This window comes from Microbacterium sp. bgisy207 (assembly GCF_965345035.1).
GTDB lineage: Bacteria > Actinomycetota > Actinomycetes > Actinomycetales > Microbacteriaceae > Microbacterium.
In genome coordinates, this window is sequence record NZ_CBDRMG010000004.1 from 13,688 (window position 1) to 36,529 (window position 22,842).

The 22,842-nt window shown below is 69.6% G+C and carries 22 protein-coding genes; 16 read left to right on the top strand and 6 right to left on the bottom strand.

What is annotated here, in order from left to right; all coding sequences use genetic code 11:
• Nucleotides 1–7: 7 nt before the first annotated feature.
• Nucleotides 8–1,372 (bottom strand): ClC family H(+)/Cl(-) exchange transporter, encoded by a 1,365-nt coding sequence (locus ACSGC5_RS04545; RefSeq protein ID WP_434969430.1) that lies wholly within the window; start codon nucleotides 1,370–1,372, stop codon nucleotides 8–10.
• A gap of 287 nt (nucleotides 1,373–1,659) precedes the next feature.
• Between ACSGC5_RS04545 and ACSGC5_RS04550 the strand changes: the two genes are divergently transcribed.
• Together ACSGC5_RS04550 and ACSGC5_RS04555 are read left to right on the top strand one after the other, a co-directional pair.
• Entirely contained in the window at nucleotides 1,660–3,006 is a 1,347-nt protein-coding gene (locus ACSGC5_RS04550; protein ID WP_434969431.1) for an MATE family efflux transporter, read from the top strand.
• The gene (locus ACSGC5_RS04555; protein WP_434969432.1) at nucleotides 3,003–3,731 is read left to right on the top strand and encodes a pyridoxamine 5'-phosphate oxidase family protein; all 729 of its coding nucleotides are present in this window, start codon (nucleotides 3,003–3,005) and stop codon (nucleotides 3,729–3,731) included. The genes ACSGC5_RS04550 and ACSGC5_RS04555 overlap by 4 nt, the downstream gene beginning before the upstream one ends.
• Before the next feature lie 13 nt (nucleotides 3,732–3,744).
• On the opposite strand, the gene ACSGC5_RS04560 is transcribed toward ACSGC5_RS04555, so the two are convergent.
• Nucleotides 3,745–4,236 carry an FBP domain-containing protein gene (locus ACSGC5_RS04560; RefSeq protein ID WP_434969433.1) on the bottom strand — a complete coding sequence of 164 codons (492 nt, stop codon included), beginning with the start codon at nucleotides 4,234–4,236 and terminating at the stop codon, nucleotides 3,745–3,747.
• A 237-nt stretch (nucleotides 4,237–4,473) separates the two neighbouring features.
• Entirely contained in the window at nucleotides 4,474–5,109 is a 636-nt protein-coding gene (locus ACSGC5_RS04565; protein ID WP_434969434.1) for a TrmH family RNA methyltransferase, read from the bottom strand.
• A gap of 86 nt (nucleotides 5,110–5,195) precedes the next feature.
• On the opposite strand from ACSGC5_RS04565, the gene ACSGC5_RS04570 reads away from it, so the two are divergent.
• Nucleotides 5,196–6,512: an Nramp family divalent metal transporter gene (locus tag ACSGC5_RS04570; RefSeq protein ID WP_434969435.1), complete on the top strand. Its 1,317-nt coding sequence runs from the start codon at nucleotides 5,196–5,198 to the stop codon at nucleotides 6,510–6,512.
• Between the two features lie 35 nt (nucleotides 6,513–6,547).
• Entirely contained in the window at nucleotides 6,548–7,183 is a 636-nt protein-coding gene (locus ACSGC5_RS04575) for a metal-dependent transcriptional regulator (protein ID WP_434969436.1), read from the top strand.
• Between the two features lie 37 nt (nucleotides 7,184–7,220).
• Here ACSGC5_RS04575 and ACSGC5_RS04580 read toward each other — a convergent pair whose 3' ends face one another.
• Nucleotides 7,221–8,168 carry an SDR family NAD(P)-dependent oxidoreductase gene (locus ACSGC5_RS04580; protein ID WP_434969437.1) on the bottom strand — a complete coding sequence of 316 codons (948 nt, stop codon included), beginning with the start codon at nucleotides 8,166–8,168 and terminating at the stop codon, nucleotides 7,221–7,223.
• A gap of 42 nt (nucleotides 8,169–8,210) precedes the next feature.
• Here ACSGC5_RS04580 and ACSGC5_RS04585 point away from each other — a divergent pair, with 42 nt between their 5' ends.
• On the top strand, nucleotides 8,211–9,020 hold the full coding sequence (locus ACSGC5_RS04585) for an HAD-IIA family hydrolase (RefSeq protein WP_434969438.1): 810 nt from the start codon (nucleotides 8,211–8,213) through the stop codon (nucleotides 9,018–9,020).
• Nucleotides 9,020–9,592: a YdeI/OmpD-associated family protein gene (locus tag ACSGC5_RS04590; RefSeq protein WP_434969439.1), complete on the top strand. Its 573-nt coding sequence runs from the start codon at nucleotides 9,020–9,022 to the stop codon at nucleotides 9,590–9,592. The genes ACSGC5_RS04585 and ACSGC5_RS04590 overlap by 1 nt, the downstream gene beginning before the upstream one ends.
• Nucleotides 9,593–9,714: 122 nt before the next feature.
• Here the strand turns inward: ACSGC5_RS04590 and pyrE are convergent, their stop codons facing one another.
• The gene (gene pyrE / locus ACSGC5_RS04595) at nucleotides 9,715–10,308 is read right to left on the bottom strand and encodes an orotate phosphoribosyltransferase (RefSeq protein WP_434969440.1); all 594 of its coding nucleotides are present in this window, start codon (nucleotides 10,306–10,308) and stop codon (nucleotides 9,715–9,717) included.
• A 237-nt stretch (nucleotides 10,309–10,545) separates the two neighbouring features.
• Here pyrE and ACSGC5_RS04600 point away from each other — a divergent pair, with 237 nt between their 5' ends.
• The 6 genes from ACSGC5_RS04600 to ACSGC5_RS04625 all read left to right on the top strand — a co-directional run bounded on the left by ACSGC5_RS04600 (nucleotide 10,546) and on the right by ACSGC5_RS04625 (nucleotide 17,746).
• Nucleotides 10,546–12,084, top strand: a complete 1,539-nt coding sequence (locus ACSGC5_RS04600; protein WP_434969441.1) for a Re/Si-specific NAD(P)(+) transhydrogenase subunit alpha — start codon at nucleotides 10,546–10,548, stop codon at nucleotides 12,082–12,084.
• On the top strand, nucleotides 12,081–13,490 hold the full coding sequence (pntB, locus tag ACSGC5_RS04605) for a Re/Si-specific NAD(P)(+) transhydrogenase subunit beta (RefSeq protein WP_434969442.1): 1,410 nt from the start codon (nucleotides 12,081–12,083) through the stop codon (nucleotides 13,488–13,490). Before ACSGC5_RS04600 ends, pntB begins: the two co-directional genes overlap by 4 nt.
• Before the next feature lie 305 nt (nucleotides 13,491–13,795).
• Nucleotides 13,796–14,653: an exodeoxyribonuclease III gene (locus ACSGC5_RS04610; protein ID WP_434969444.1), complete on the top strand. Its 858-nt coding sequence runs from the start codon at nucleotides 13,796–13,798 to the stop codon at nucleotides 14,651–14,653.
• A gap of 39 nt (nucleotides 14,654–14,692) precedes the next feature.
• Nucleotides 14,693–15,877 (top strand): type III polyketide synthase, encoded by a 1,185-nt coding sequence (locus ACSGC5_RS04615; protein WP_434969446.1) that lies wholly within the window; start codon nucleotides 14,693–14,695, stop codon nucleotides 15,875–15,877.
• Entirely contained in the window at nucleotides 15,864–16,580 is a 717-nt protein-coding gene (locus tag ACSGC5_RS04620) for a methyltransferase domain-containing protein (protein ID WP_434969447.1), read from the top strand. Before ACSGC5_RS04615 ends, ACSGC5_RS04620 begins: the two co-directional genes overlap by 14 nt.
• 2 nt (nucleotides 16,581–16,582) lie before the next feature.
• Nucleotides 16,583–17,746 (top strand): FAD-dependent oxidoreductase, encoded by a 1,164-nt coding sequence (locus ACSGC5_RS04625; protein WP_434969629.1) that lies wholly within the window; start codon nucleotides 16,583–16,585, stop codon nucleotides 17,744–17,746.
• Here the strand turns inward: ACSGC5_RS04625 and ACSGC5_RS04630 are convergent.
• On the bottom strand, nucleotides 17,727–18,590 hold the full coding sequence (locus ACSGC5_RS04630; RefSeq protein ID WP_434969448.1) for a UbiA family prenyltransferase: 864 nt from the start codon (nucleotides 18,588–18,590) through the stop codon (nucleotides 17,727–17,729). The genes ACSGC5_RS04625 and ACSGC5_RS04630 overlap by 20 nt on opposite strands.
• A gap of 209 nt (nucleotides 18,591–18,799) precedes the next feature.
• Here ACSGC5_RS04630 and ACSGC5_RS04635 point away from each other — a divergent pair, with 209 nt between their 5' ends.
• From ACSGC5_RS04635 to ACSGC5_RS04650, 4 genes are all read left to right on the top strand, one after another.
• Nucleotides 18,800–20,050: a sensor histidine kinase gene (locus tag ACSGC5_RS04635; protein ID WP_434969450.1), complete on the top strand. Its 1,251-nt coding sequence runs from the start codon at nucleotides 18,800–18,802 to the stop codon at nucleotides 20,048–20,050.
• Nucleotides 20,047–20,688: a response regulator gene (locus ACSGC5_RS04640; RefSeq protein WP_434969451.1), complete on the top strand. Its 642-nt coding sequence runs from the start codon at nucleotides 20,047–20,049 to the stop codon at nucleotides 20,686–20,688. Before ACSGC5_RS04635 ends, ACSGC5_RS04640 begins: the two co-directional genes overlap by 4 nt.
• A gap of 106 nt (nucleotides 20,689–20,794) precedes the next feature.
• Entirely contained in the window at nucleotides 20,795–21,679 is an 885-nt protein-coding gene (locus ACSGC5_RS04645; RefSeq protein ID WP_434969452.1) for an ABC transporter ATP-binding protein, read from the top strand.
• On the top strand, nucleotides 21,676–22,779 hold the full coding sequence (locus ACSGC5_RS04650; protein ID WP_434969453.1) for an ABC transporter permease: 1,104 nt from the start codon (nucleotides 21,676–21,678) through the stop codon (nucleotides 22,777–22,779). Before ACSGC5_RS04645 ends, ACSGC5_RS04650 begins: the two co-directional genes overlap by 4 nt.
• The last annotated feature ends 63 nt before the right edge of the window (nucleotides 22,780–22,842 follow it).

Here is a 22,842-nt window from a genome sequence, read left to right on the forward strand (position 1 = left end):
ACGTCGGCTATGCGGTTCCCCGGAGTCGAGGGAACGCGGCACGAACAGCGGGTGGATGGAGCATCCGCTCGCGAAGATCCTCGTAGATCGGCCGGGTGCGCAAGAGAGCGGCGACGAGGATGGCGCAGACGGCGGCGGCCAGCATCGGCGCCAGGACTGTCGCGACGGCGGTCATCTCGACCACGACGGCGATCCCGGTCAGGGGCGCCCGGATGGTCGCGGCGAACATCGAGGTCATCCCCACGAGCACGAAGACCACGATCGTGGTGTCGGCGATCTCAGGGACCAGGCGCTGAGCGAAGGTTCCGCAGAGGGCGCCCCAGAGCCCTCCGATTGCAAGCAGCGGGGCGAACAGTCCGCCGGGGGTTCCCGCGGCGTACGACAGCGGACCCGCAAGGAACCGGATGGCGAGCGTCGAGACGAGGACGATCAGGACCAGCGAATCCCCGCGGAGCAAGCCCTGGGAGACGGGATCCCCGCCGCCGGCGCCGAGCGGATCGAGGAAGAGAAGAAGCCCGACCGCGCCGCCGATGATCGCCGCCTGCGCGACCGGGGGCACACGGTGAGCCGCTTGAGCGAGCGTCAGAAATCCGAGAATCAGTCGGTTGTACGCGGCACCGAGCACGCCCGTGAGGAGGCCGAACACCGCGAACACCCCGACCTGAGCCAGGTCGGGTGGGGGGACCGGCTGCACCTCGAAGATGGGCGCGTTGCCGACGACGATCCACGCCGTGGCCACCGCGACTGCAACACCCGTGAGGGTGGGCAGAACGATACGGGCCCGCACGGACTGCGCGACCTCCTCGATGACGAACAGCGATCCCCCGAGGGGCGCGTTGAAGGCGACGGCAAGGCCCGCACCCGACATCGCCGAGTGGAGGGTCCGGGCGTCCGCCACGGGCCGACGGCTGCGGCGGGCCGCCTCCGCCCCGAGCACGGCACCGATGTGCACTGTCGGCCCTTCGCGGCCGAGTACCATCCCTGATCCGATCGAGAGCACTCCGCCGACGAACTTCGCCACCAGCACACCCAGGGCACTCGGCGGCTCCTGCCCCCGCTCCACCGCCTCGACGTACTGGATGCCGCTGCCCGCAGCCTGCGGAACCCACTTCACCAGCAGCGCCGCGAGTGTCGCACCGGTAGCGGTGACGGCCATCCCGATGAGCCACCCCCAGCCGGGCTGCTCGTGCGCAAAGGCGAAGACCTCGATGCGCACGCGCTCTGCCTGTTCAATGCACCAACGGAACGCGCCGCCGATGAGCCCGACGGCGAGTCCCGCGATGGCCGCGAGCAGCATGAGAATGGCGATCTCCCGTGCGGCACCACTGTCCGCACCCGGACGCTTCGCCGACGACGAGGCACTACCGGTCACCTGAACCTCTGCTCCGGCGCCGGGCGGCGCCTCACTCGCACCCATCGTGGCATCCCGCAGCATCCGTCTCCACCGTCATGTTCGCTTGCCTCGAACCGCTCCTGTCGAATGCCGCATACGGCGGGTTGCGGCAAGCCAACCGACGACCGGCACAGCCCCCGACGGTTCGGTTGCCGCAAGACGCGGGCGACGGATGCCGCACACGGCGTGTTGCGGCAAGCGAACTCCGGACAGACAGCGCGGCGCGCGTCATCCGGCTCGGCGGCACGGAACCCTAGGCTCGGGTCGTGCCTTCTCGACCCGACAGCGACGCACCGTCGACGCTGAACCGCGACATCCTGCGGCTCGCGGTGCCGGCGCTGGGCGCGCTCATGGCGGAACCGCTGTTCCTGATCGTCGATTCGGCCCTCGTCGGGCACCTGGGCACCGTGCCGCTTGCCGCCCTCGGGATCGCCTCGGCAATTCTGCAGACGATCGTCGGGCTCATGGTCTTCCTCGCCTACTCGACGACCCCGGCCGTCGCACGGCGGTTCGGCGCCGGCGACGCCCGCTCGGCGGTCTCGGTCGGTATCGACGGCCTCTGGCTTGCGCTGGGGCTCGGCGCGATCCTGGCCCTTGCCGGATCACTCGCGACACCACCCCTCGTCTCGCTCTTCGGGGCTACCGAGGCGGTAGCCGCCGACGCGGTGACCTACCTGCAGATCTCGATGTGGGGGCTTCCCGCGATGCTCATCGTGTTCGCGGCGACCGGGCTGCTGCGCGGGATGCAGGACACCGTCACGCCGCTGTGGATCGCGGCGGCCGGCTTCGGCGCGAATGCCGCACTGAACGCGATCTTCATCTACGGCCTCGGGTGGGGGATCGCCGGCTCCGCGGTCGGGACCGTGCTCGCCCAGTGGGGCATGGTCGTCGCGTACATCGGTGTCATCGGCCGACTGGCGCACCGGCACTCGGCGCAGGTCCGCCCGTCGGCCCGCGGGGTGCGCGGCTCTGCCCGTACCGGCGGCTGGCTGTTCCTGCGGACGGTGTCGCTGCGGATCGCGCTGCTGACCACCGTCGCCGTGGCCACAGGGCTCGGCACCGATGAGCTCGCAGGCTGGCAGGTCGCGTACACGGTCTTCTCGGCAGCGGCGTTCGCGCTCGACGCCCTCGCGATCGCCGCTCAAGCACTCATCGGAAAGTCCCTCGGCGAGGAAGACCATGCTCGCGTACGCAAAGTCCTCCAACGCACGAGCGCCTGGGGCCTGTGGTTCGGCATCCTCGTCGGGGCGGGGGTCGCGGCGGCATCCGGAGTCATCGGGCTGCTCTTCACCGGCGACCCGGAGCTTGCCGCGATCGTGCAACCCGCTCTTCTCGTGCTTGCCGTCGCCCAGCCGCTGTGCGGTCTCGTCTTCGTCTGGGACGGCGTCCTGATCGGCGCCGGCGACGCCCGATACCTCGCTGTGGCAGGCGTGCTCAACCTCGTACCGTTCCTGCCTGCGCTGGCCCTCGTCGCTGTCTTCCACCCGGGCGGCGCCGCCGGCCTCGCGTGGCTGTCGGTCGCATTCTTCGGTGTCTACATGCTCGCTCGGGCCGCGACGCTCGGCTGGCGATTGCGGGGCCAGGCGTGGCTCAGCCCTACCCTCAACGTATGAGTTCAGACAGTCCAGCATCGCCCTCGCTTCAGGTGCGACGCAAACCCCAGCGCCAGAACACGGATGCCGAGATGCTGCGCGAGATCCTCACCGAAGGCCTCGTCGCCCATGTGGGTTTCGTCCGCGACGGGATGCCGATCGTGCTGCCCTACCTCTACGGGGTCGGCGACCTCGGCGACGGCCCCGTGCTGCTCCTGCACGGGTCGACCGGCGGCGGGCTGTTCCTGGATGCCGCACGAGAGGGTGTCCCAGTGTCGGTGACCGTGACGCACGTCGACGGACTCGTCTTCGCGGCATCCACCTTCGAAAGCTCGGCGAACTACCGCAGCGCCGTCGTGTTCGGAAATGCCAGAGTCGTCCCCGAGGACCTGCGTGATCGGGCGCTCTGGCAGGTCTCGGACCACCTGATGCCAGGCCGACGCGCCGAGGTGCGCGAGATGACGCGCAAAGAGGTGCGTGCAACGCAGGTGCTGCAGGTACCGCTCGATCAGGCGAGCGTCAAGGTCCGCTTCGACGGGGTCGGCGACACCGCCGATGACGGCGAGGACCACACGGTCTGGGCGGGGGTCGTTCCCCTGGCGGTGCGCCCCGGGACACCGATCGGCTCGGCAGTCACACGCGCCGCGGGCGCGACGGATGCCGCATCCGTCGCCGCCTTCACCCGGCGACTGGATGACCTCGCCGACGAGCGCGAGGCTCGACTGCGCGAGATCATGCAACCCTGAGACGGCGGCGGAGCTACACCCCGTCGCGGACGCTGCGCGCGAACTCTGCGACGTTCGCACGCAGAGCCTCGATACGACGATCGCGCGCCGCCTCGCGGTCGAACCCGAGGTAGGCAGAGGGCGGGAGCTTTCGCACGTTGACGGAGCACTCGAAGTTCTCGCACACGAGGATGCCGACGCTGTCGCCGCGACGGCCCGCCTCTCCCGTGCGTCTGGCGGCGAACATCACGACATCGTTGGGAAGCTGAACGTCGTTGCACCACGAGCACTGGGGCCGGCTCAGCGGTCGGGCATCCGTCTGCCGCAACAGGATGCCGACCGGCTCGTCATCGAGGTCGATGACGACGTAGGCGATCCGCGCGAGCTTGGGATCGCGGAAGCCGAGATAGTCGAGTCGATCCCACTGGGTGTCGACGATGTCGGTCGGGAGGGTGAGGTTCTTGCGCTCGCTGCGCGAGGCGTTGAGAAGGGATGCCCGAATCTGGGCATCGGTGAGGGGACGCATGCGCGTGCCTTTCCGGGGAGCGACGGCTCGGGGGCGCGTCGAGACGAACGATGAGGGGGGCTGCGGGGCAGCCGCGCCGGGTCGAGCCCGGCGACAGGGTCAGCGGCCTCAGGCCGTCATGCCCGCCGACGCAGAGCGCGTCGACAACCTCCAGTCGCCCGCAGGCGTCATCCGTCCGTTCACGCCCGGAAGTCTACGCCGCCGAGGCTGAGCGCGCGTCGAAGGCATCCGCCTGCCTCAGGCCCAGCGGCGGCACCACTCGTACATGACGACGGCTGCCGCCGCGGCGGCGTTGATCGAGCGAGTCGAGCCGTACTGCGCGATCTCGATGGTGCCGGATGCCGCGGCGAGCGCTTCGGCCGACAGGCCCGGCCCTTCCTGCCCGAACAGCAGGACGCACTGCCGGGGCAGATCCGCCGCAGGCAGTGGCTGCGAGCCCTCGACGTTATCGATCGCGAGGATCGGCAACCCTTCGCCCGAGGCCCAGGTCGCGAAGGCGGCGATGTCGTCGTGGTGGCGGACGTGCTGATAGCGGTCGGTCACCATGGCGCCGCGCTTGTTCCAGCGACGGCGGCCGATGATGTGGACCTCGGCGGCAAGGAACGCGTTGGCGCTGCGCACGATCGAACCGATGTTGAGATCATGCTGCCAGTTCTCGATCGCGACGTGGAACGGATGCCGCCTCTGGTCGAGGTCGGCAACGATCGCCTCCATCCGCCAGTAGCGGTATCGGTCGACGACGTTGCGTCGGTCCCCGTGCGCGAGCAGATCTCGGTCTAGGCGCGGGTCATCCGGCCACTCCGAGGCGCCGCCGGGCCACGGCCCCACACCGTGGGGGAGCTCGGGCTCGGTCTCGTCTGGCACGTCGAGCAATCTATCCGACGGCGACCGCCGGCCCGCGACCGGGTCCCGCTGACCAACGGCTTTTCGGCACGCCGAAATATCGCTAGGGTTTCGGTATGCCGAAGACGACACCGACCCCCGCGCTCTCGACCGTCGGCGCTGCCCGGGTGCGCTCGCCCCGACTGTTCTGGCTTCTCGGGCCCGCGATGGTGGCCGGTGTCGCCTACCTCGATCCGGGAAACGTCGCGAGCAACATGACCGCCGGCGCCCGGTACGGGTATCTCCTGGTGTGGGTCGTCGTCGTCGCGAACGTCATGGCGTGGCTCATCCAGTACCTGTCGGCCAAGCTCGGAGTGGTCACCGGCGAGAGCCTTCCTCAGGCGCTCGGCAGCCGGATCCGCAGTTCCTGGGGCCGGCGACTGTACTGGCTTCAGGCGGAGCTGGTCGCGATGGCCACGGACGTGGCAGAGGTCATCGGCGGCGCTGTCGCGCTGAACCTGCTGTTCGGCATCCCGCTGCTGTGGGGAGGCGTCATCACCGGCGTCGTCTCCCTCGGCCTCCTGGTGGTGCAGTCGCGGCGCGGCGCGCGCCCCTTCGAAGTGATCATCGTCGGACTGGTGGTCCTGATCGCGGTCGGCTTCACCGCCGGGGTGTTCATCGCCCCGCCCGATCCGGCAGGCATCGTCGGGGGCATGGTCCCCCGATTCGACGGCGCCGACTCGGTGCTGCTTGCGGCATCCATTCTCGGCGCGACCGTCATGCCGCACGCCATCTATGCGCACTCGGCCCTCAGCCGCGATCGGTTCGCCCCCGCGGCCACCCCCACGCCGTTCACACCGGGTTCGGCCGCGGCGGACCTGGAAGCGGGACGGGGCGTGTCGACGCGGCGGCTTCTCACCGCGACGCGCTGGGACGTCACGATCGCCATGGTGGTCGCGGGAACAGTGAACCTGTGCATCCTGCTGCTGGCAGCCGCCAACCTCGCCGGCGTGCCGGGCACCGACTCGCTCGAGGGCGCGTACGCCGCGCTGCGCGACGGACTCGGTCCGATCATCGCGACACTGTTCGCCGTCGGGCTGCTCGCGAGCGGGCTCGCCTCCACCGCCGTCGGCGCCTACGCCGGGGCGGAGATCATGAGCGGATTGCTCCGTGTTCGGGTTCCGCTCGTTGCGCGCCGTCTGATCACGCTGATCCCCGCGCTGCTGATCCTGGGAGTCGGGGTCGACCCCACGTTTGCGCTGGTCCTCAGCCAGGTCGTGCTGTCGTTCGGCATCCCGTTCGCGCTCATTCCCCTCGTATGGCTGACCGCACGCCGGGGCGTGCTCGGCGCCTTCCGCAACAGGCCCGCGACGACCGTGCTCGGGATCGTCTCGGCCGGGCTGCTCATCACCCTCAATCTCGTTCTGCTGTGGCTGGTGTTCACCGGAGCGTGATCGGGGGCGACCGGCGTCCCCGGTAGGGTTTCGGCATGCCCTCCGCGGCCATCGACGACTACCTCAAGACGATCTACCACCACACCGAGTGGCAGACCGAGCGGATCTCCCCGTCTCAGCTTGCGACCGAGCTCGGTCTTGCCCCATCGAGCGTGACCGAGATGGTGCGCAAGCTCGCCGCTCAGGGCCTCGTGACCCATCGCCCCTACGGGCCGATTTCGCTGACCCCGGCCGGTGAGCGCCGCGCCGCCGCCGTCATCCGTCGTCACCGCCTCATCGAGACCTGGCTGGTCCGCGAGTTCGGCTACACCTGGGCCGAGGTGCACGAGGAAGCCGAAGTGCTCGAGCACGCGATCAGCGATCGACTCCTGGCGGGGATCGACCAACGGCTCGGCTACCCCCGGTTCGATCCCCACGGCGATGCCATTCCGGATGCCGACGGCACCGTCACGCGGGAGGCCTTCGTGCGTTTGGCTGACGCTCCGCTCGGACACTGCGGACGCGTGCTCCGGGTCTCGGATCGCGTCCCGGGGCTGCTCGAGGCGCTCGACGCCGCATCCGTCGACGTGGGAGGTATCGTGTGCGTCCGCGGCGACCTGACCATCGACGTGGACGGCCGCGAAGTGACGCTGCCGCCGACGGCATCCGAGGCGATCTGGCTCAGCGCCTGATCGCGCCCGGCGCGGAGACGGCGCGGCTTTCGACCGGTCAGCGGGCGACGGATGCCGCCGTGAACGGCCACCGGGTGCGCGTCGCGGCTTCGCACGCCTCCCAGATGCGCGAAACGCGCTCGGGGTCGCGCACGATCCGTGGAAGGTGCGCCCGCCGGGGTTCGCCCTTCACGATGTATTGCGGGCCCCAGAACTGCCCACCGGAGATCATGGGGTCGATCAACGCCCGAACAAGAGGCCACGCGCCGTGCTCCTTGGACTGGGTGATCGGCGTCTGCAGATTGTCGATGAAGCGAGTGATCTTGCTGGGCTGATTCACTCCGTGAAGACCCGGCGTGCGACCGCTCGTCGAGTATCCCGGGTGGACGACGACACTGTCGACGGGAACGCCGTGCTCCCGCAGTCGCCGATCGGCTTCCAGACCGAGGGCGGTCGTGACGACCTTGGACTGCACGTACGCGCGCCACGCGGAGTAACCCTCGGTCAGCTGCAGATCGGCGGGGTCGTACGGCGTCAGGGAGATCGACATGCTGCCCAGCCACACCATCCGACCGCCGGATCGTGCCAGCGGCACAAGGAGCTCCCCCGCGAGCGCGAAGTGGCCCAGGGCGTTGGTCGCGAGCACGATCTCGTTGCCGTCCGGGGTCGTCTCTCGACGCCGGGGCGGATGCACGATCCCGGCGTTCAACAGGACGCCGTCCAGCGGCCCGCGAGTGCGCAGGGAAGCCGCGGCAGAACGGATCGACCCGGGCTTTGCCGTATCGATGATCAGCGACTCGATGTCAGCGCCAGGAACCCGACCGGCAAGTGTGGCCCGTGCGGCCGAGAGGCGCTTCGGGTTTCGGCCGGACATGATGACGCGGGCCCCGGCCCTCGCGAGTTGCTCGCTGGCGAAGTACCCGAGCCCGGCGTTCGAGCCCGTGACGAGGTAGGACTGCCCGGACAGATCGGGCAGCGACTCGGGGTCCCACCGCGTACGCGCCACGAGATCGACACTAGACCTCCGCGGGCGGGATACGCTGTGGCCATGCGGACCCGGGCAGACGTGGAATGCTGGCTCACCGACATGGACGGCGTGCTCGTCCATGAGAACATCCCCGTTCCCGGCGCCGCGGAGGTGATCGAGCGGTGGCGCGAGCAGGGAGTGCCCTTCCTGGTGCTCACGAACAACTCGATCTTCACGCCGCGCGATCTGAGCGCGCGACTGCGGGCATCCGGCCTGGTCGTCCCCGAAGAGGCGATCTGGACATCCGCCCTGGCGACGGCTGACTTCTTGCGCGGGCAGGCACCCGGGGCATCCGCGTTCGTCATCGGCGAGGCGGGGCTGACCACCGCACTTCACGAGGCGGGGTTCATCATGACCGAGAACGACCCCGACTACGTCGTCGTCGGCGAAACCCGCAACTACTCGTTCGAGGCGATCACGAAGGCGATCCGTGCGATCGCGAACGGCGCCCGCTTCATCGCCACCAACCCCGATGCCACCGGTCCCTCCGCGGAGGGACTGCTGCCGGCCACCGGCGCGATCACCGCGCTCATCACGAAAGCCACCGGCAAAGAGCCCTACGTCGTCGGCAAGCCCAACCCGATGATGTTCCGTTCCGCTCTCAACCGCATCGGTGCGCACTCGGAATCGACAGGGATGATCGGCGACCGAATGGACACCGACATCGTCGCGGGCATCGAGGCGGGTCTTCACACGGTGCTCGTCCTCACCGGTATCAGCGACCCGGCCGAGGTGGAGCGATTCCCCTTCCGACCGGACGAGATCCTGGAGTCGATCGCCGAACTGCTTCCCGCGGGCCCGGAGGAGACCGAGTTTCCCGAGGGGCTGTGATGGGTGCTCTCGACGAGGGCGAGCGGGTCGAAGCGACGGATGCCGCGGCGTGGCGCGCCTGGCTCGCGGCACACCACCAGTCCTCGACAGGCGCCTGGCTCGTGCGCGCCCGCCCCGGTTCCGGCCTCTCGTTCGTCGAGTACGAAGACGCGATCCGGCACGCGCTCTGTTTCGGGTGGATCGACGGCCCCGTCCGGGTGTTCGACGAGGAGCGCAGCGGGTTGTGGTTCGCTCCTCGGCGTCCCGGGAGCGGGTGGGCCGCGACGAACAAGGCCAGGATCGAGATCCTCGAGGCCGAAGGAATCATGGCCGAGGCCGGCATCCGTGCGGTCGAGGCCGCGAAGGCCAACGGCACCTGGAGCGTGCTCGACGAGGCTGAGGCCGGCATCGATCCGGATGATCTCGTGGCTGCGCTGGATGCGAATCCTCGGGCTCGCGCGAACTGGGATGCCTTCCCGCTGTCTGCCCGGAAGTACGGGCTCCAGCAGATCGCGCTCGCCAAGCGTCCGCAGACCCGCGCGGCGCGCATTGCGAAGATCGTCGCCGGCGCGGCAGAGGGGAGGCGTCCGTGAACGAGTTCGAACAGTCATTGCTGCTGTGGACGTCGCTGATCATCATCAGCGGCGCGCTCGTCGTTGCGGTGTGGCAGTGGTGGCGCAGCCGCGGCGGCTCCGGCTCCGACGACTAACCCCGGCTACTGCGGCTGGAGGCCGAGATCGTCGAGGTCGATGGCGGCGAGCCAGGTGAGTCCGGCATCCTCGATCGCCTGCTGTGCGCCGGTCTTGCGGTCGACGATCACCGCGACGGCGACCGGCTCCGCACCCTCGCGCCGCAACGCCTCGACCGCCTTGAGCGCGGACTGTCCCGTCGTCGAGGTGTCCTCGAGCACGACCACGCGCTTGCCGACGACATCTGCCCCCTCGACCTGGCGGCCCCGGCCGTGGTCCTTGGGTTCCTTGCGCACCACGAACGCGTCGAGCGGATGGTCCGTTCCGACGGATGCGTGCATGACGGCGTTCGCGATCGGATCGGCGCCGAGAGTGAGACCGCCGACTGCCACGACGGTGTCGGCATCCGAACCCAGTCCGGTGCGCACGAGATCGAGCATGATCCGGCCGATCGCGGGTGCCGCCCGGTGATCGAGCGTGAGCTTGCGCATGTCGACGTAGTAGGACGCCTTCTTGCCGCTCGAGAGCGTGAAGTCCCCGTGGAAGACGGCTTCGGCGCCGATCAGGGCGATGAGCGCTTGACGATCGGCTTCGAGTTCGGGCGTGGAAGAGGCGGTCACAGCCTGAGTCTAGGAAAGAACGGGCGATATTTCCGAGACGGATGCCGACAGAGTGCGGCGCCGGATCCCTAGATTGGTGTCACTCGGATCCGGCCTCATCGCCGAGGACCATGGTCCCGGCTCCGCGCGGAGCCCGCCGATAGAGTCGGCCCCGCGCGGAGCCCGCCTCGGACCCGCGCGGCGCCTGCCCCAGGAGAGAGCCGCGAAGCCCGCCCGCAGAAGCAAGGGAGTGCGTACATGACCCGCATCGGCATCGTCGCGGAGCGCGACGGCGAGACCCGCGTCGCCCTCACTCCACCCACCGTTTCGCGCCTGCTCGCCCTCGGCTACGACGTCGTCGTCGAAGCGGGCGCGGGCGCGGCTTCCGCCTTCCCCGACACCGCCTACACGGATGCCGGAGCCGACGTGACAGACCGTGCCGGCGCCTGGGGCGCCGACGTGGTCGTGACCGTGACGGCGCCGGGCCCCGACGAGGTCGCCCTCCTGCGAGACGGGGCGACGGTGATCGGGATGCTCGCACCCGCCTTCCGGCCCGAGATCCGCGAGTCGCTGGCCACGCGCGGCATCACGGCGCTGTCCCTGGATGCCGTCCCGCGCATCTCCCGCGCCCAGTCGATGGACGTGCTCAGCTCGATGGCGAACATCTCGGGCTACCGCGCCGTCGTCGAGGCCGCCAACGAGTTCGGCCGCTTCTTCACCGGGCAGGTGACGGCAGCCGGAAAGGTGCCGCCCGCGAAGGTGCTCGTCGCGGGCGCGGGCGTCGCGGGGCTCGCCGCGATCGGCACCGCCGCGAGCCTGGGCGCGATCGTGCGCGCGACCGACCCGCGCCCCGAGGTCGCCGATCAGGTGAAGTCGGTCGGCGGCGAGTACCTCCCTGTCGAGGTCGACGAGGTCATGGAGTCCTCGGACGGCTATGCCAAGGCCACGAGCGAGGCCTACGACAGGCGCGCGGCAGAGATCTACACCGAACAGGCCGCGGATGTCGACATCATCATCACGACGGCGCTCATCCCGGGGCGAGCGGCGCCGCGACTGATCACGGCATCCGACGTCGCACGGATGAAGCCGGGCAGCGTCATCGTCGACATGGCCGCCGCGCAGGGCGGCAACGTCGAAGGCTCGATCGCCGGCGAGCGGGTCGTGACCGACAACGGCGTCGTGATCCTCGGGTACACCGATCTGGCCGGACGGCTGCCCGCGCAGGCGTCGCAGCTGTACTCGACGAACCTCTACAACCTCATCGCTCTGCTCACTCCCGGCAAGGACGGGGTCCTCACGATCGACGTCGACGATGTCGTGCAGCGCGGCGTGATGATCGTGCGAGACGGGGAGTCGACGTGGCCGCCACCGCCGGTGCAGGTCTCGGCAGCGCCGAAGCCCGTGGCCGCGGCGCCGGTCGAGCCTCCCGCGCCCAAGACGGCTCCGGCCTGGCGGACCCCGGTGCTGCTCGGCGCTGCCGCCGTGCTGCTGTTCGTCGTGACCGCGGTCGCGCCCGCACCGATCCCGCAGCACTTCACGGTGCTGGTGCTGTCGATCATCATCGGCTTCTTCGTGATCGGAAAGGTCCACCACGCCTTGCACACCCCGCTCATGAGCGTCACGAACGCGATCTCGGGCATCATCGTCGTCGGCGCGATGCTGCAGCTCGCGTCGGGGGTGCTCGTCGTGCAGATCCTCGCCGCGGTCGCCGTTCTTCTGGCGAGCATCAACATCTTCGGAGGCTTCGCCGTGACCCGACGCATGCTCGCGATGTTCTCGAAAGGTGAGACCCGATGACCGGGTCGGTTGCGGCATCCGTCGCCGGCGCCGCGTACCTCGTCGCCGCGCTGCTGTTCATTCTCAGCCTCCACGGCCTGAGCAAGCACGAGACCGCCCGCCGCGGCGTCGCCTTCGGGATCGGCGGCATGGTCATCGCGATCGCCGCGACCGTGTGGCTGACGGTCGAACAGCTGTGGGGCCAGCCGCAGGCGACGATGGGGCTCGTTCTGCTGGTGGTCGCCGTCCTCGTCGGCGGGTCGATCGGCCTGTGGCGCGCACGCGTGGTCGAGATGACGGGGATGCCCGAGCTCATCGCTCTGCTGCACAGCTTCGTGGGCCTCGCCGCCGTCATCGTCGGCTGGAACGGCGCTCTGGACCCCGGGCACATCGGCGGCGCCCTGCTCGGCATCCATCACGCCGAAGTGTTCATCGGGGTCTTCATCGGTGCCGTCACCTTCACGGGATCGATCGTCGCGTTCCTCAAGCTCTCGGCGCGGATCTCGTCCACGCCGCTCATGCTCCCGGGCAAGAACGTCCTCAACCTCGGCGCGCTGGTCGCGTTCGTCGGCCTGACGGTCTGGTACGTCATCACCCCCGAGCTGTGGCTGCTGATCGTCGTGACGATCCTCGCCCTGCTGCTGGGCTGGCACCTCGTGGCCTCGATCGGCGGCGGCGACATGCCCGTCGTCGTCTCGATGCTCAACAGCTACTCGGGCTGGGCGGCTGCCGCAGCGGGCTTCATCCTGAGCAACGACCTGCTGATCGTCACCGGCGCGCTCGTCGGGTCCTCGGGCGCCTACCTGTCGTACATCATGTGCCGCGCGATGAACCGCTCGTTCATCTCCGTCATCGCCGGCGGGTTCGGTATCGAAGCTCCCCGGGCGACGGATGCCGAGACCGGCGAACACCGCGAGATCGACGTCACCGGAGCCGCGGAGCTGCTCGCCGACGCCGACCGCGTCATCATCACCCCCGGCTACGGGATGGCGGTCGCGCAGGCGCAGTACCCCGTCGCCGAGCTCACGTCGCGGCTGCGTGAGCGGGGCGTGGACGTGCGCTTCGGCATCCATCCGGTCGCCGGGCGCCTCCCGGGCCACATGAACGTGCTGCTGGCAGAGGCCAAGGTTCCCTACGACATCGTGTTCGAGATGGACGAGATCAACGACGACTTCGCCGAGACGGCCGTCGTCCTGGTCATCGGCGCGAACGACACCGTCAACCCCGCCGCCGCCGAAGATCCCGGCAGCCCCATCGCCGGGATGCCGGTGCTGCGGGTGTGGGAGGCCGACAACGTCATCGTGTTCAAGCGGTCGATGGCCTCGGGCTACGCCGGGGTGCAGAACCCGCTGTTCTTCCGCGAGAACGCGCAGATGCTCTTCGGCGACGCCAAGGAGAGGGTCGAGCAGATCCTGCGCGAGCTCTAGGCGCAGCATCCGCCGCCCCGGCACGGCCGCACCTGCCCAGCCCCAGCCGCACAACGACAGGGATCTGAACAACAACGGATGCCTCGCGCGAATGCATCCGCGGTTGTGCGGATCTCCGGGGTACGGCGCCGCCCGGCCCGCACGCACCACAGCGGGACCCAGCCCGGCCCAGCCGGCACCACAGCAGGGATCTGCACAACCACAGATGCTCCGCCCACATCTGCCCGTGGTTGTGCAGATCGCCGCGGCTGTGTGCCTCCCGACCCGGCGCGTGGCGCGTCGGCGGGCGACCCTAGGCTGGGATCATGCGTGTTGCCACCTGGAACGTGAACTCGGTCCGCGCCCGTGTCGACCGGATCGTCGACTTCGCCGTGCGCGAGGACATCGACGTGCTCGCAATGCAAGAGATCAAGTGCAAGGTGGAGCAATTCCCCTTCGAGCAGTTCGAACAGGCCGGGTTCCACGTCGAAGCACACGGGTTCTCCCAGTGGAACGGGGTCGCGATCGCCAGCCGCTCGCGACCCACCGAGGTGGAGACGTCCTTTCCCGCGATGCCGGGGTTCGCTAAGGGTCACGAGGGTCCGGATGCGCCGCAGGAGGCCCGGGCGATCGGAGCGACGATCGACGGCGTCCGGGTATGGAGCCTGTACGTGCCCAACGGCCGCGCCCTCGAGGACCCCCACTACGTCTACAAGCTCCACTGGCTCGACGCCCTCCGCGAATACGCGGCGCGCACGCTCTCCGCTGAACCGGATCTGCCCCTTGCCCTGGTGGGCGACTTCAACATCGCCCCGACGGATGCCGACAACGGCGATCCCGCGGTCATCGAAGGGTTCTCGACCCACGTCTCGGGGCCGGAGCGTGACGCGTTCGCTGCGCTCGAGAACGCCGGACTCACCGACGTCGTGCGGCCACTCGTGCCGACGGGGTTCACGTACTGGGATTACAAGCAGCTGCGGTTCCCGCGCAACGAAGGCATGCGCATCGACTTCATCCTCGGTTCGCGCGCGTTCGCGGATGCCGTCACGGATGCCGCGATTCACCGCAACGAGCGCAAGGGCGAAGCCCCGAGCGACCACGTGCCCGTCGTCGTGGACCTCGACCGATCACGACTGGGACTGAGCGCCCCCGAGGACGACGACCGCCCGATGATCTTCGGCTGACCCGGCCCTCGAGGGGCACCCGGAGCCTAGGGTGAGTGCATGGGAGTCCAGCTCATCGGCATCGGCACGGCGGTGCCGGAATTCGCGCTCTCCCAGACCCAGGTGCGGGATCTCTTCCTTGCCCAACCGGATGTCGCGCCGCTGACGGCCCGGATCATCCGCGCTGCCTACGACGGGTCGGCCATCGACCGGCGTCACACGGTCATCGATGATCTCGCCGGCGGCGACGGGATCTTCATCGACGCGGAGCATGGCGCGGTCCGCAGCCCGGGGACCGCCGCACGCAACGAGCGGTACGCGCGGGAAGCGCCGCGGCTTTCCGAGACCGCCGCCCGGCGCGCACTGCGCAGCGCGGGAGTGGAACCGAGCGAGATCACGCACGTCGTCACGGCCAGCTGCACGGGCTTCTACGCACCCGGACCGGAGTACCGACTGGTGCGCGACCTCGCGCTCGATCCGACCGTGGAGCGCGAGCACATCGGGTTCATGGGGTGCGCTGCGGCGATTCCCGCGCTGCGATCGGCGTGGCGCATCTGTACCGCAGACCCCACCGCAACCGTGCTCGTCGCCTGCGCCGAAGTGTGTTCCATCCACATCCGCTCCTCACCCGACCCGGACCAGATCGTGGCCTCCGCGGTCTTCGCGGACGGCGCGGCGGCGGCGGTCGTCACCGCGCGCGAGGCCCGGTTCGACGGCGGCGAGGGTGCTGGGCCGTCGCCGGACCGTCCGTCCTGGGCTCTCGAACTGACCGGCTTCACCACCGCGCTGACCACCGACGGTGAGCAGGACATGGCATGGATCATCGGGGACCACGGCTTCGAGATGACGCTCACCGGCAACGTACCCCGCATCGTCGGACGAGAGGTGCAGGCCGCGCTCGCACCCGTGCTCGAGCGCGTGGGGACCGTCGACCAGTGGGTGGTCCACCCGGGAGGCCGGAGCATCCTCGATCGGTTCGAGCAGGCTATGCAGCTCGACGAGGGCGCCCTGCAGCGGTCCCGACGGATTCTGCGCGACTACGGCAACATGTCCTCGGCCACCGTGCTCTTCATCCTCGCGGATCTCCTGCGCGACCCGACCGCGGCTCACGACGAGCGGGTACTTGTCACCGCCTTCGGCCCCGGCCTGGCGGTCGAGACGGCAACGGCGCGCGTCGTCCCGCGTCGGTCTGCGGACGCTGCGGTCGCCTCGCGCGAGAGGCAGGCTCCCGGTGCGGGTTCGTGATGAGGCTCTGCGGGAGCTGATGGACGATCCCGCCTGCGACGAGGACAGGCTGCGACGCACGGTACGTCGCTTCGGGCTCGTGAACCGCGCGGTCTCGGGCTGGGGAAGGATCTACGCCACGCACCTGCGTCCCTTCCTCCGCGCCCGGAGCGCCAGCCCGCGCCCGCGGCCGACCCGCCTCGTCGATGTCGGCTGCGGAGGCGGCGACGTCGCGCTCGGGATTGCCCGACGCGCTCGTCGAGACGGCTTCGCCGTGGAGGTCGTGGGAATCGATCCCGACCCGCGGTGCCTCGCCATCGCGCTGTCGCGTCCCCGTGAACCCGGGGTGAGCTTTCGCAGCGCGTACGCAGCCGACCTCGTCGACGCGGGCGAGCGGTTCGACGTGGTCGTCTCCAACCATGTGCTTCATCACCTCAGCGCGGAGCAGCTGACCGAGCTGTTCCGGCATTCGGAGGCGCTGGGCGCCGATCTGGCGTTGCACAACGACATCGCACGAAGCCGCATGGCGTGGAGCCTCTACGCGGTGGGGTCACTGCCACTGACGCCCGGGACGTTTCTCCTCACCGACGGGCTCCGCTCGATCCGCCGTTCCTACACCGTCGGCGAGTTGCAGCACGAGGTTCCGCCGGGCTGGACCGTCACGGCTCCCGCGCCGTTCCGTGTCCTCGCCACCCGCCGGATCGAGACGCCGACCATCCGGTGACCATGCGCGTCGTGATCGTCGGGGCCGGGCCGGTGGGCTCGCTTCTGGCCGCCGAACTCGCCCGGCTCGGGGTCGAGCACCTCACCCTCGAAGCGCGAGCCACCCCCGGCGCAGGCACTCGCGCGATCGGCATCCATTCGGCCGCGCTGCGCGCGATGTCCCCGTCCGGCGCGACGGACCGCATTCTCGACCGGGCCCTGCGCGTGAGCGAGGGTGAGGCACGGATCGACGGCAGAACCATCGCGACCATCCGCTTCGACCGCGCCCGCACGGGGTCGCTCGCGTCCTTTCCCTTCGTTGCGACCCTGCCGCAGGAGGCCACAGAAGCGGCGATCGCGGCAACGGCAGCCTCCCACGGCGCCGTCGAGCCGCAGCGCGGATGCCGGGTCACGCGGGTGATCGACGACGGACCGTCATGCCGGGTGGTCACCGACCGGGGCGATGTGCGCGGCGATGTTGTCGTGATCGCGGCGGGATCGCGGTCCCGCAGCATCAGCGACCTCACCCACGACGGACGGCGCCGCGCCTATCCGGACCGCTACGTGATGGCCGACGTGCGAGACGACACCGGCGAGGGACCCCGTGCGATCGTCCACCTGCACCGGGACGGCGTGCTCGAGTCCTTTCCCCTCCCGGGCGGGCTTCGTCGATTCGTCGCCTGGCACCGTCCACGACCGCCCGAGTCCTCGCTGGAGGACGCCGATGCCCTGCGAGCCGCGCTGACCGTCCGCGCGGGCGTGGCCGCCGACGGGGTTGCGACCGCGACGGGCTTCGGTGTCGGACGTTTCACGGCCCGCCGGATGCACCGCGGTCGGGTGTTCGCGATCGGCGACGCCGCCCATGAAGTGAGCCCCATCGGCGGTCAGGGACTGAACCTGGGCCTCATCGACGCCGCGACGCTCGCGCCCCTCCTGGCGGACTGGGGCAGAACCGGACAGCCGCCGCCGCAGCTGTCCGCGTGGGAGCGACGGAGGCGAGACGCCGCCCGGACCGCATCCCGAATCGCTGCGCTCAACACCGTCGCGGGACGTGGGCACGGCAGCCTCGGCGCGGCGGCGCGACATGCAGGCATCCGTCTCGCGCCGGCGCGGCTCCTCGCGCACGCGTACGGGATGGGTTTCGATCCGGATGCCAGGGAAGGCAGTCTTACGCCGCAAACGCGGTGACGACCAACTGCGCGGCAAGAATCAGCCCTGCCACCATCACCAGGCGAAAGACCATGCGGTCGGGTGTGCGGAGTGCCCGAATCAGCCCCGCGATCGCGCACGCCACAACGCTTACCGACGCGACGAGGGCCACGACGATCGGCGTCGTCCCGACCGAGCCTACGAAGACGACGACGGTCCCTCCCACGACGGCAGCGAAGGCCGCGACTGCGCTCGGGGTGGCACCCAGCCGGTGGCCGAGCCCGCGCACCCCCGTCGCCTCATCGTCGGCAAGATCCGGGAGGACATTGGTCAGGTGAACGGCGATGCCCAGGAGCGCTCCGGCCGCACTCTGCCACCAGGGAGCCATCATGGGCACGGGCCCTGCCAGTGTCGCGAGCGAGGGCAGGATGCCGAAACTCACGGCGAACGGGATCACCGATGCCGCCGTGAACTTCAGCCACGCGTTGTAGGCCCACGCCGATGCCAGGGCGATGACGTGCGCGACACAGAACTGCCATCCGATGACGGCCGAGACAACCACCGCGAGAGACAGCGCCACACCGGCCGCTGCGGCGACCACTCTGCGCGAAATCGCGCCCGCCGCGATCGGCTTGTCACGGCGCCCGATGGCGATATCGCGCTCGGCATCGATGGCGTCGTTGGACCACCCGACCGACAGTTGCCCGAGAAGCACAGCCGCGACCGTCAGAGCGACCCGGTCGACCCCGATACCTGCGGCGATGGCGAGCAACCCGGCAAGGACGGTGACAACGACCGTGGGACCCGGATGGGAACACGCCACCAGCGCACGAATCCGGCTCGTGACAAGTACGGCATCCGCGGGAGTCTGCCGGCGCGCCATGACCTCACCCTACGCGCCAGACCGCGGCATCCCGTGACCCGATGCATCCAGCGAAGCAGCCAGCGAAGCAGCCATATTTCGCCGATGCAGCCGGCAGCGCGGGCTGGTTCAGCGAGCGCGGGCTGGTTCGGCGAAGGGCGCGCGAGGCGCGCGGCAGGCTCCGCCGCGAGACGGATGTGCTGTGGCGCAGGGCGACGTAGCGTGGATGGGTGGGTGAACCTGTGCGCGCGACCCCCTGGTGGGTTCCGATCCGAGGAGATGTGTGGCTGGCTGCCGCGCTGTTCGTCACGGCGGTGCTCAGCACGGCACTGGGGGCGGTCGCGGGGATCTACAACTCGCAAGAGGTCGACCTTCGCGTCGCCCTGCTGTACGCGTTCGGCCTGACGGCTCCCCTGGCGTGGCGCAGGCGCCTGCCCGGCACCACCGCCGTCGTCGTATCGCTCGCGCTCTTCCTGGGCATGACGGCCCGCGTTCCCGAGCTCTACGTGGGAAACGTCGCCGTCTTCATCGGCTTCTACACCGTCGGAGCCTGGGTCGACGATCGAAAGCGCGCGTTTCTCGTGCGCGCCGCGATCATCGTCGGCATGTTCACCTGGCTGACGGTGTCGATGTTCATCGACGCCACAGCCCCCACCGACGAAGGCCTGTCGCGCGCGGGGCTGTTCTCGCCCTACGTCGCGTTCATGCTCATCCAGTTCTTGATCAATGTCGCCTTCTTCGGCGGCGCGTACTACTTCGGCGATCGCACCTACGAATCTCGTCGACAGCGCGACATGCTCGCCGAGCGCACCGTCGAGCTCGAACGGGAGCGCGAGACCACCGCGGCGCAGGCAGTCGCGCTGGACCGGGTGCGCATCGCCCGGGAACTGCACGACGTGGTCGCCCACCACGTCTCGGCGATGGGGGTGCAGGCGGGCGCCGCGAGGACGGTGTGGGACACGAACCCGGATGCCGCGCGCCGCGCCCTCGGGGACATCGAGCAGGCCGCACGGGAAGCACTGAGTGAGCTGCGTCAGCTGCTCGAGACCCTTCGTACACCGGTCGACGACGACCCGAGCGATGCATCGACGGTGGGCCTGGACGCCCTGCCGGGTCTGGTCGCGCATGCCTGCGAGAACGGACTGCCGACGACCCTGACGATCGTGGGCGAACCCGTCACGGTGTCTCCGACCGTGCAGGTCAACGCGTTTCGGATCGCACAGGAGGCGCTCACGAACGCGAGGCGCCATGGCGGCCCGGATGCCGAGGCTGATGTGCGCGTGCGGTATCTGCCCGACGCGCTGGAGGTGGAGATCGTGAACTCGGGTCGATCCGCACTGACCCACCAGGGGGGCCTGGGGCTCATCGGCATGCGCGAGCGGGCCGCCGCGTCCGGCGGGTCGATCGAGATCTCACCCCGCCGGGAGGGCGGCTTCCTCGTGCGTCTCACCGTGCCGCGACACGAGCGGGCCCGCGCATGAGCGTACGAGTGCTGCTGGCCGACGACCACGCCCTGATGCGAGCCGGGTTCCGCCTCATCCTGGACAGCGCGGCCGACATCGAGGTCATCGGCGAAGCCGCCACCGGAGAAGAGGCCGTGCGGTTGGCGCATGAACGTGCACCGGATGTCATCTGCATGGACGTGCAGATGCCAGGCGGCGGCGGGCTGGCGGCGACACGGGAGATCGTCGCCGACCCCGCGCTGCAGTGCGCTGTCGTGATCGTCACGACCTTCGACCGCGACGATTACCTGTTCGAGGCGCTCGAGGCCGGTGCGAGCGGCTTCCTGCTCAAGAACGCCGCTCCGGAGGACCTCCAGTCCGCGGTGCGGGTCGCCGCCGCAGGAGACGCGCTCCTGGCACCCGAGGTCACTCGCCGAGTCATCGCCCGGTTCGCCGCGGCCCCGGCCCCGCAGCCCGCTCCGACCACCGACCTCACCGACCGCGAGTCCGAGGTGCTGCGGCTCATGGCGCAGGCCATGAGCAACGCCGAGATCGCCGCGCACCTGGTCATCGGGGAGGCGACAGTCAAGACGCACGTTTCGAACGTGCTACTCAAGCTCGGCGTGAGAGACCGCGTCGCCGCCGTGGTCTACGCCTACCGCCACGGGCTCGCGTGAGCGCGGGCACGCTCCCCCTCACGGCGGATGCGGCGTCCCCGTCCCACGGGGGATGTGGGAGCTGTCGAGCTTTTCTAGCCTGAAGAGACCGAGTGAGAGGAGCAGCATGCTCGAGTTGTCGCACGTGACCAAGAGCTATGGCGCGCACCGTGTCCTGAACGATCTGTCGTTCACCGTCAGTCCCGGCCGGTTGACCGGCTTCGTTGGGGGGAACGGGGCGGGGAAGACCACGACGATGCGCATCATCCTGGGGGTGCTTGCCAAGGATGAGGGCTCCGTGACCATCGACGGAGCGGAGCTGACACCGGCCGACCGCCGCCGATTCGGGTACATGCCTGAGGAGCGCGGCCTGTATCCCAAGATGAAGGTCGGCGAACACATCACCTACCTCGCTCGGCTCCACGGGTTCGACAAGAGCGACGCTCAGGCCCGGGCAACCGACCTGCTCGAGCAGCTGGGGCTGGGCGAGCGATTGAACGATACCGTCGAGAAGCTCTCGCTCGGAAACCAGCAGCGAGCGCAGATCGCCGCCGCTCTCGTGCACGAACCCGACGTCCTCATTCTCGATGAACCGTTCTCGGGCCTCGATCCGCTCGCCGTGGATGTGGTCGCCGACGTCCTGCACCGGCGCGCCGCGTCCGGTGTCTCCGTGCTGTTCTCGTCCCACCAGCTCGATGTCGTCGAGCGCCTCTGCGATGACATCGTCATCATCGCCGGTGGCGAGATCCGCGCCGCCGGGAGCAGCGAGCGTCTGCGCCACGAACACTCCGGGCACCGCTACGAACTGCGCAGCGCGGGCGACCTCGGCTGGCTGCGGGCGGAGCCGGGAGTCACGGTCGTCGAGTTCGAGGGCGGAAACGCCCTGTTCGATGCGAGGGAGGATGCGGACGCACAGCGGGTGCTGCAGCGCGCCGTCGCCGAGGCGCGCGTCGACCGATTCGCCCCCGTCCGCCCGACGCTCGCGCAGATCTTCAAGGAGGTCATCCAGTGAACACCGCCACACCGACATCCGCGCCCCGCGGATTCCAGAGCGTCTGGCTCGTCGCCGAGCGGGAGGTCGGGTCCAAACTCCGCAGCCGCGCCTTCGTGATCTCCACCGTGATCACACTGCTCATCGCCCTCGCCGCCGTGATCTGGGGCGGCTTTTCCGCGGGCAACCCTTCGGCGACGCAGGTCGCGGTGACCTCGGCGACGGCATCCGCCGTTGAACAGGTACCCGGCGTCGAGGTCACCCAGGTTGCGGACCGTGAGGCCGCCGAGGCACTCGTGCGCAGCGGTGAGGTCAGCGCCGCCGTCGTCGAAGACACGTCGACACCGGTCGGGATGCTGATCATTGCCGCGGACTCCGCGCCGACCATGCTGGTGATGGGACTGTCGGTGTCCCCGCCCGTCGAGCTGCTCGAACCGGCAACGGTCGACTTCGCGCTACGGTACTTCGTCTCGATCGGGTTCGGGATCGTGTTCCTGCTGGCGGCGTCGCTGTTCGGTGGGACGATCGCCCAGAGCGTCGTCGAAGAGAAGCAGACCCGTGTCGTCGAGTTGCTCCTCTCGGCCGTGCCGGCCCGTGCCCTGCTCGCGGGCAAGATCATCGGCAACACGATCCTCGCGATGGCTCAGATCCTGCTCCTGGCGGCGATCGCCGTCGTGGGCTTGATCGTGACCGGACAAAGCGCCGTGCTCCAGGGGCTCGGTGCCCCGATCGCCTGGTTCGCGATCTTCTTCCTGTTCGGGTTCGTGCTCCTGGCCGCGCTCTTCGCGGCGGCAGGCTCGCTCGTGTCCCGGATGGAGGACATCGGCTCGACGACCGCCCCGCTGACGATGCTCATCATGGCGCCGTACTTCCTGGTGATCTTCTTCAACGACAACCCCGTCGTTCTCACTGTGATGTCGTACGTGCCGTTCTCGGCGCCCGTCGGCATGCCGCTGCGCCTCTACCTGGGCGAAGCCCAGTGGTGGGAGCCGATCCTGTCTCTCGTGATCCTGATCGCCACGTGCGTCGGGGCGATCATGCTGGCCGCCAAGATCTACGAGCGCTCGATCCTGCGGATGGGCGCGCGGGTCTCCTGGCGCGACGCCCTCAAGGCTGCGTGATCACCCGCCGGTCCCGCTCCGCTATCGGGGCGGGACCGGCGCCGGTAGCGTGTGAGTCACGAA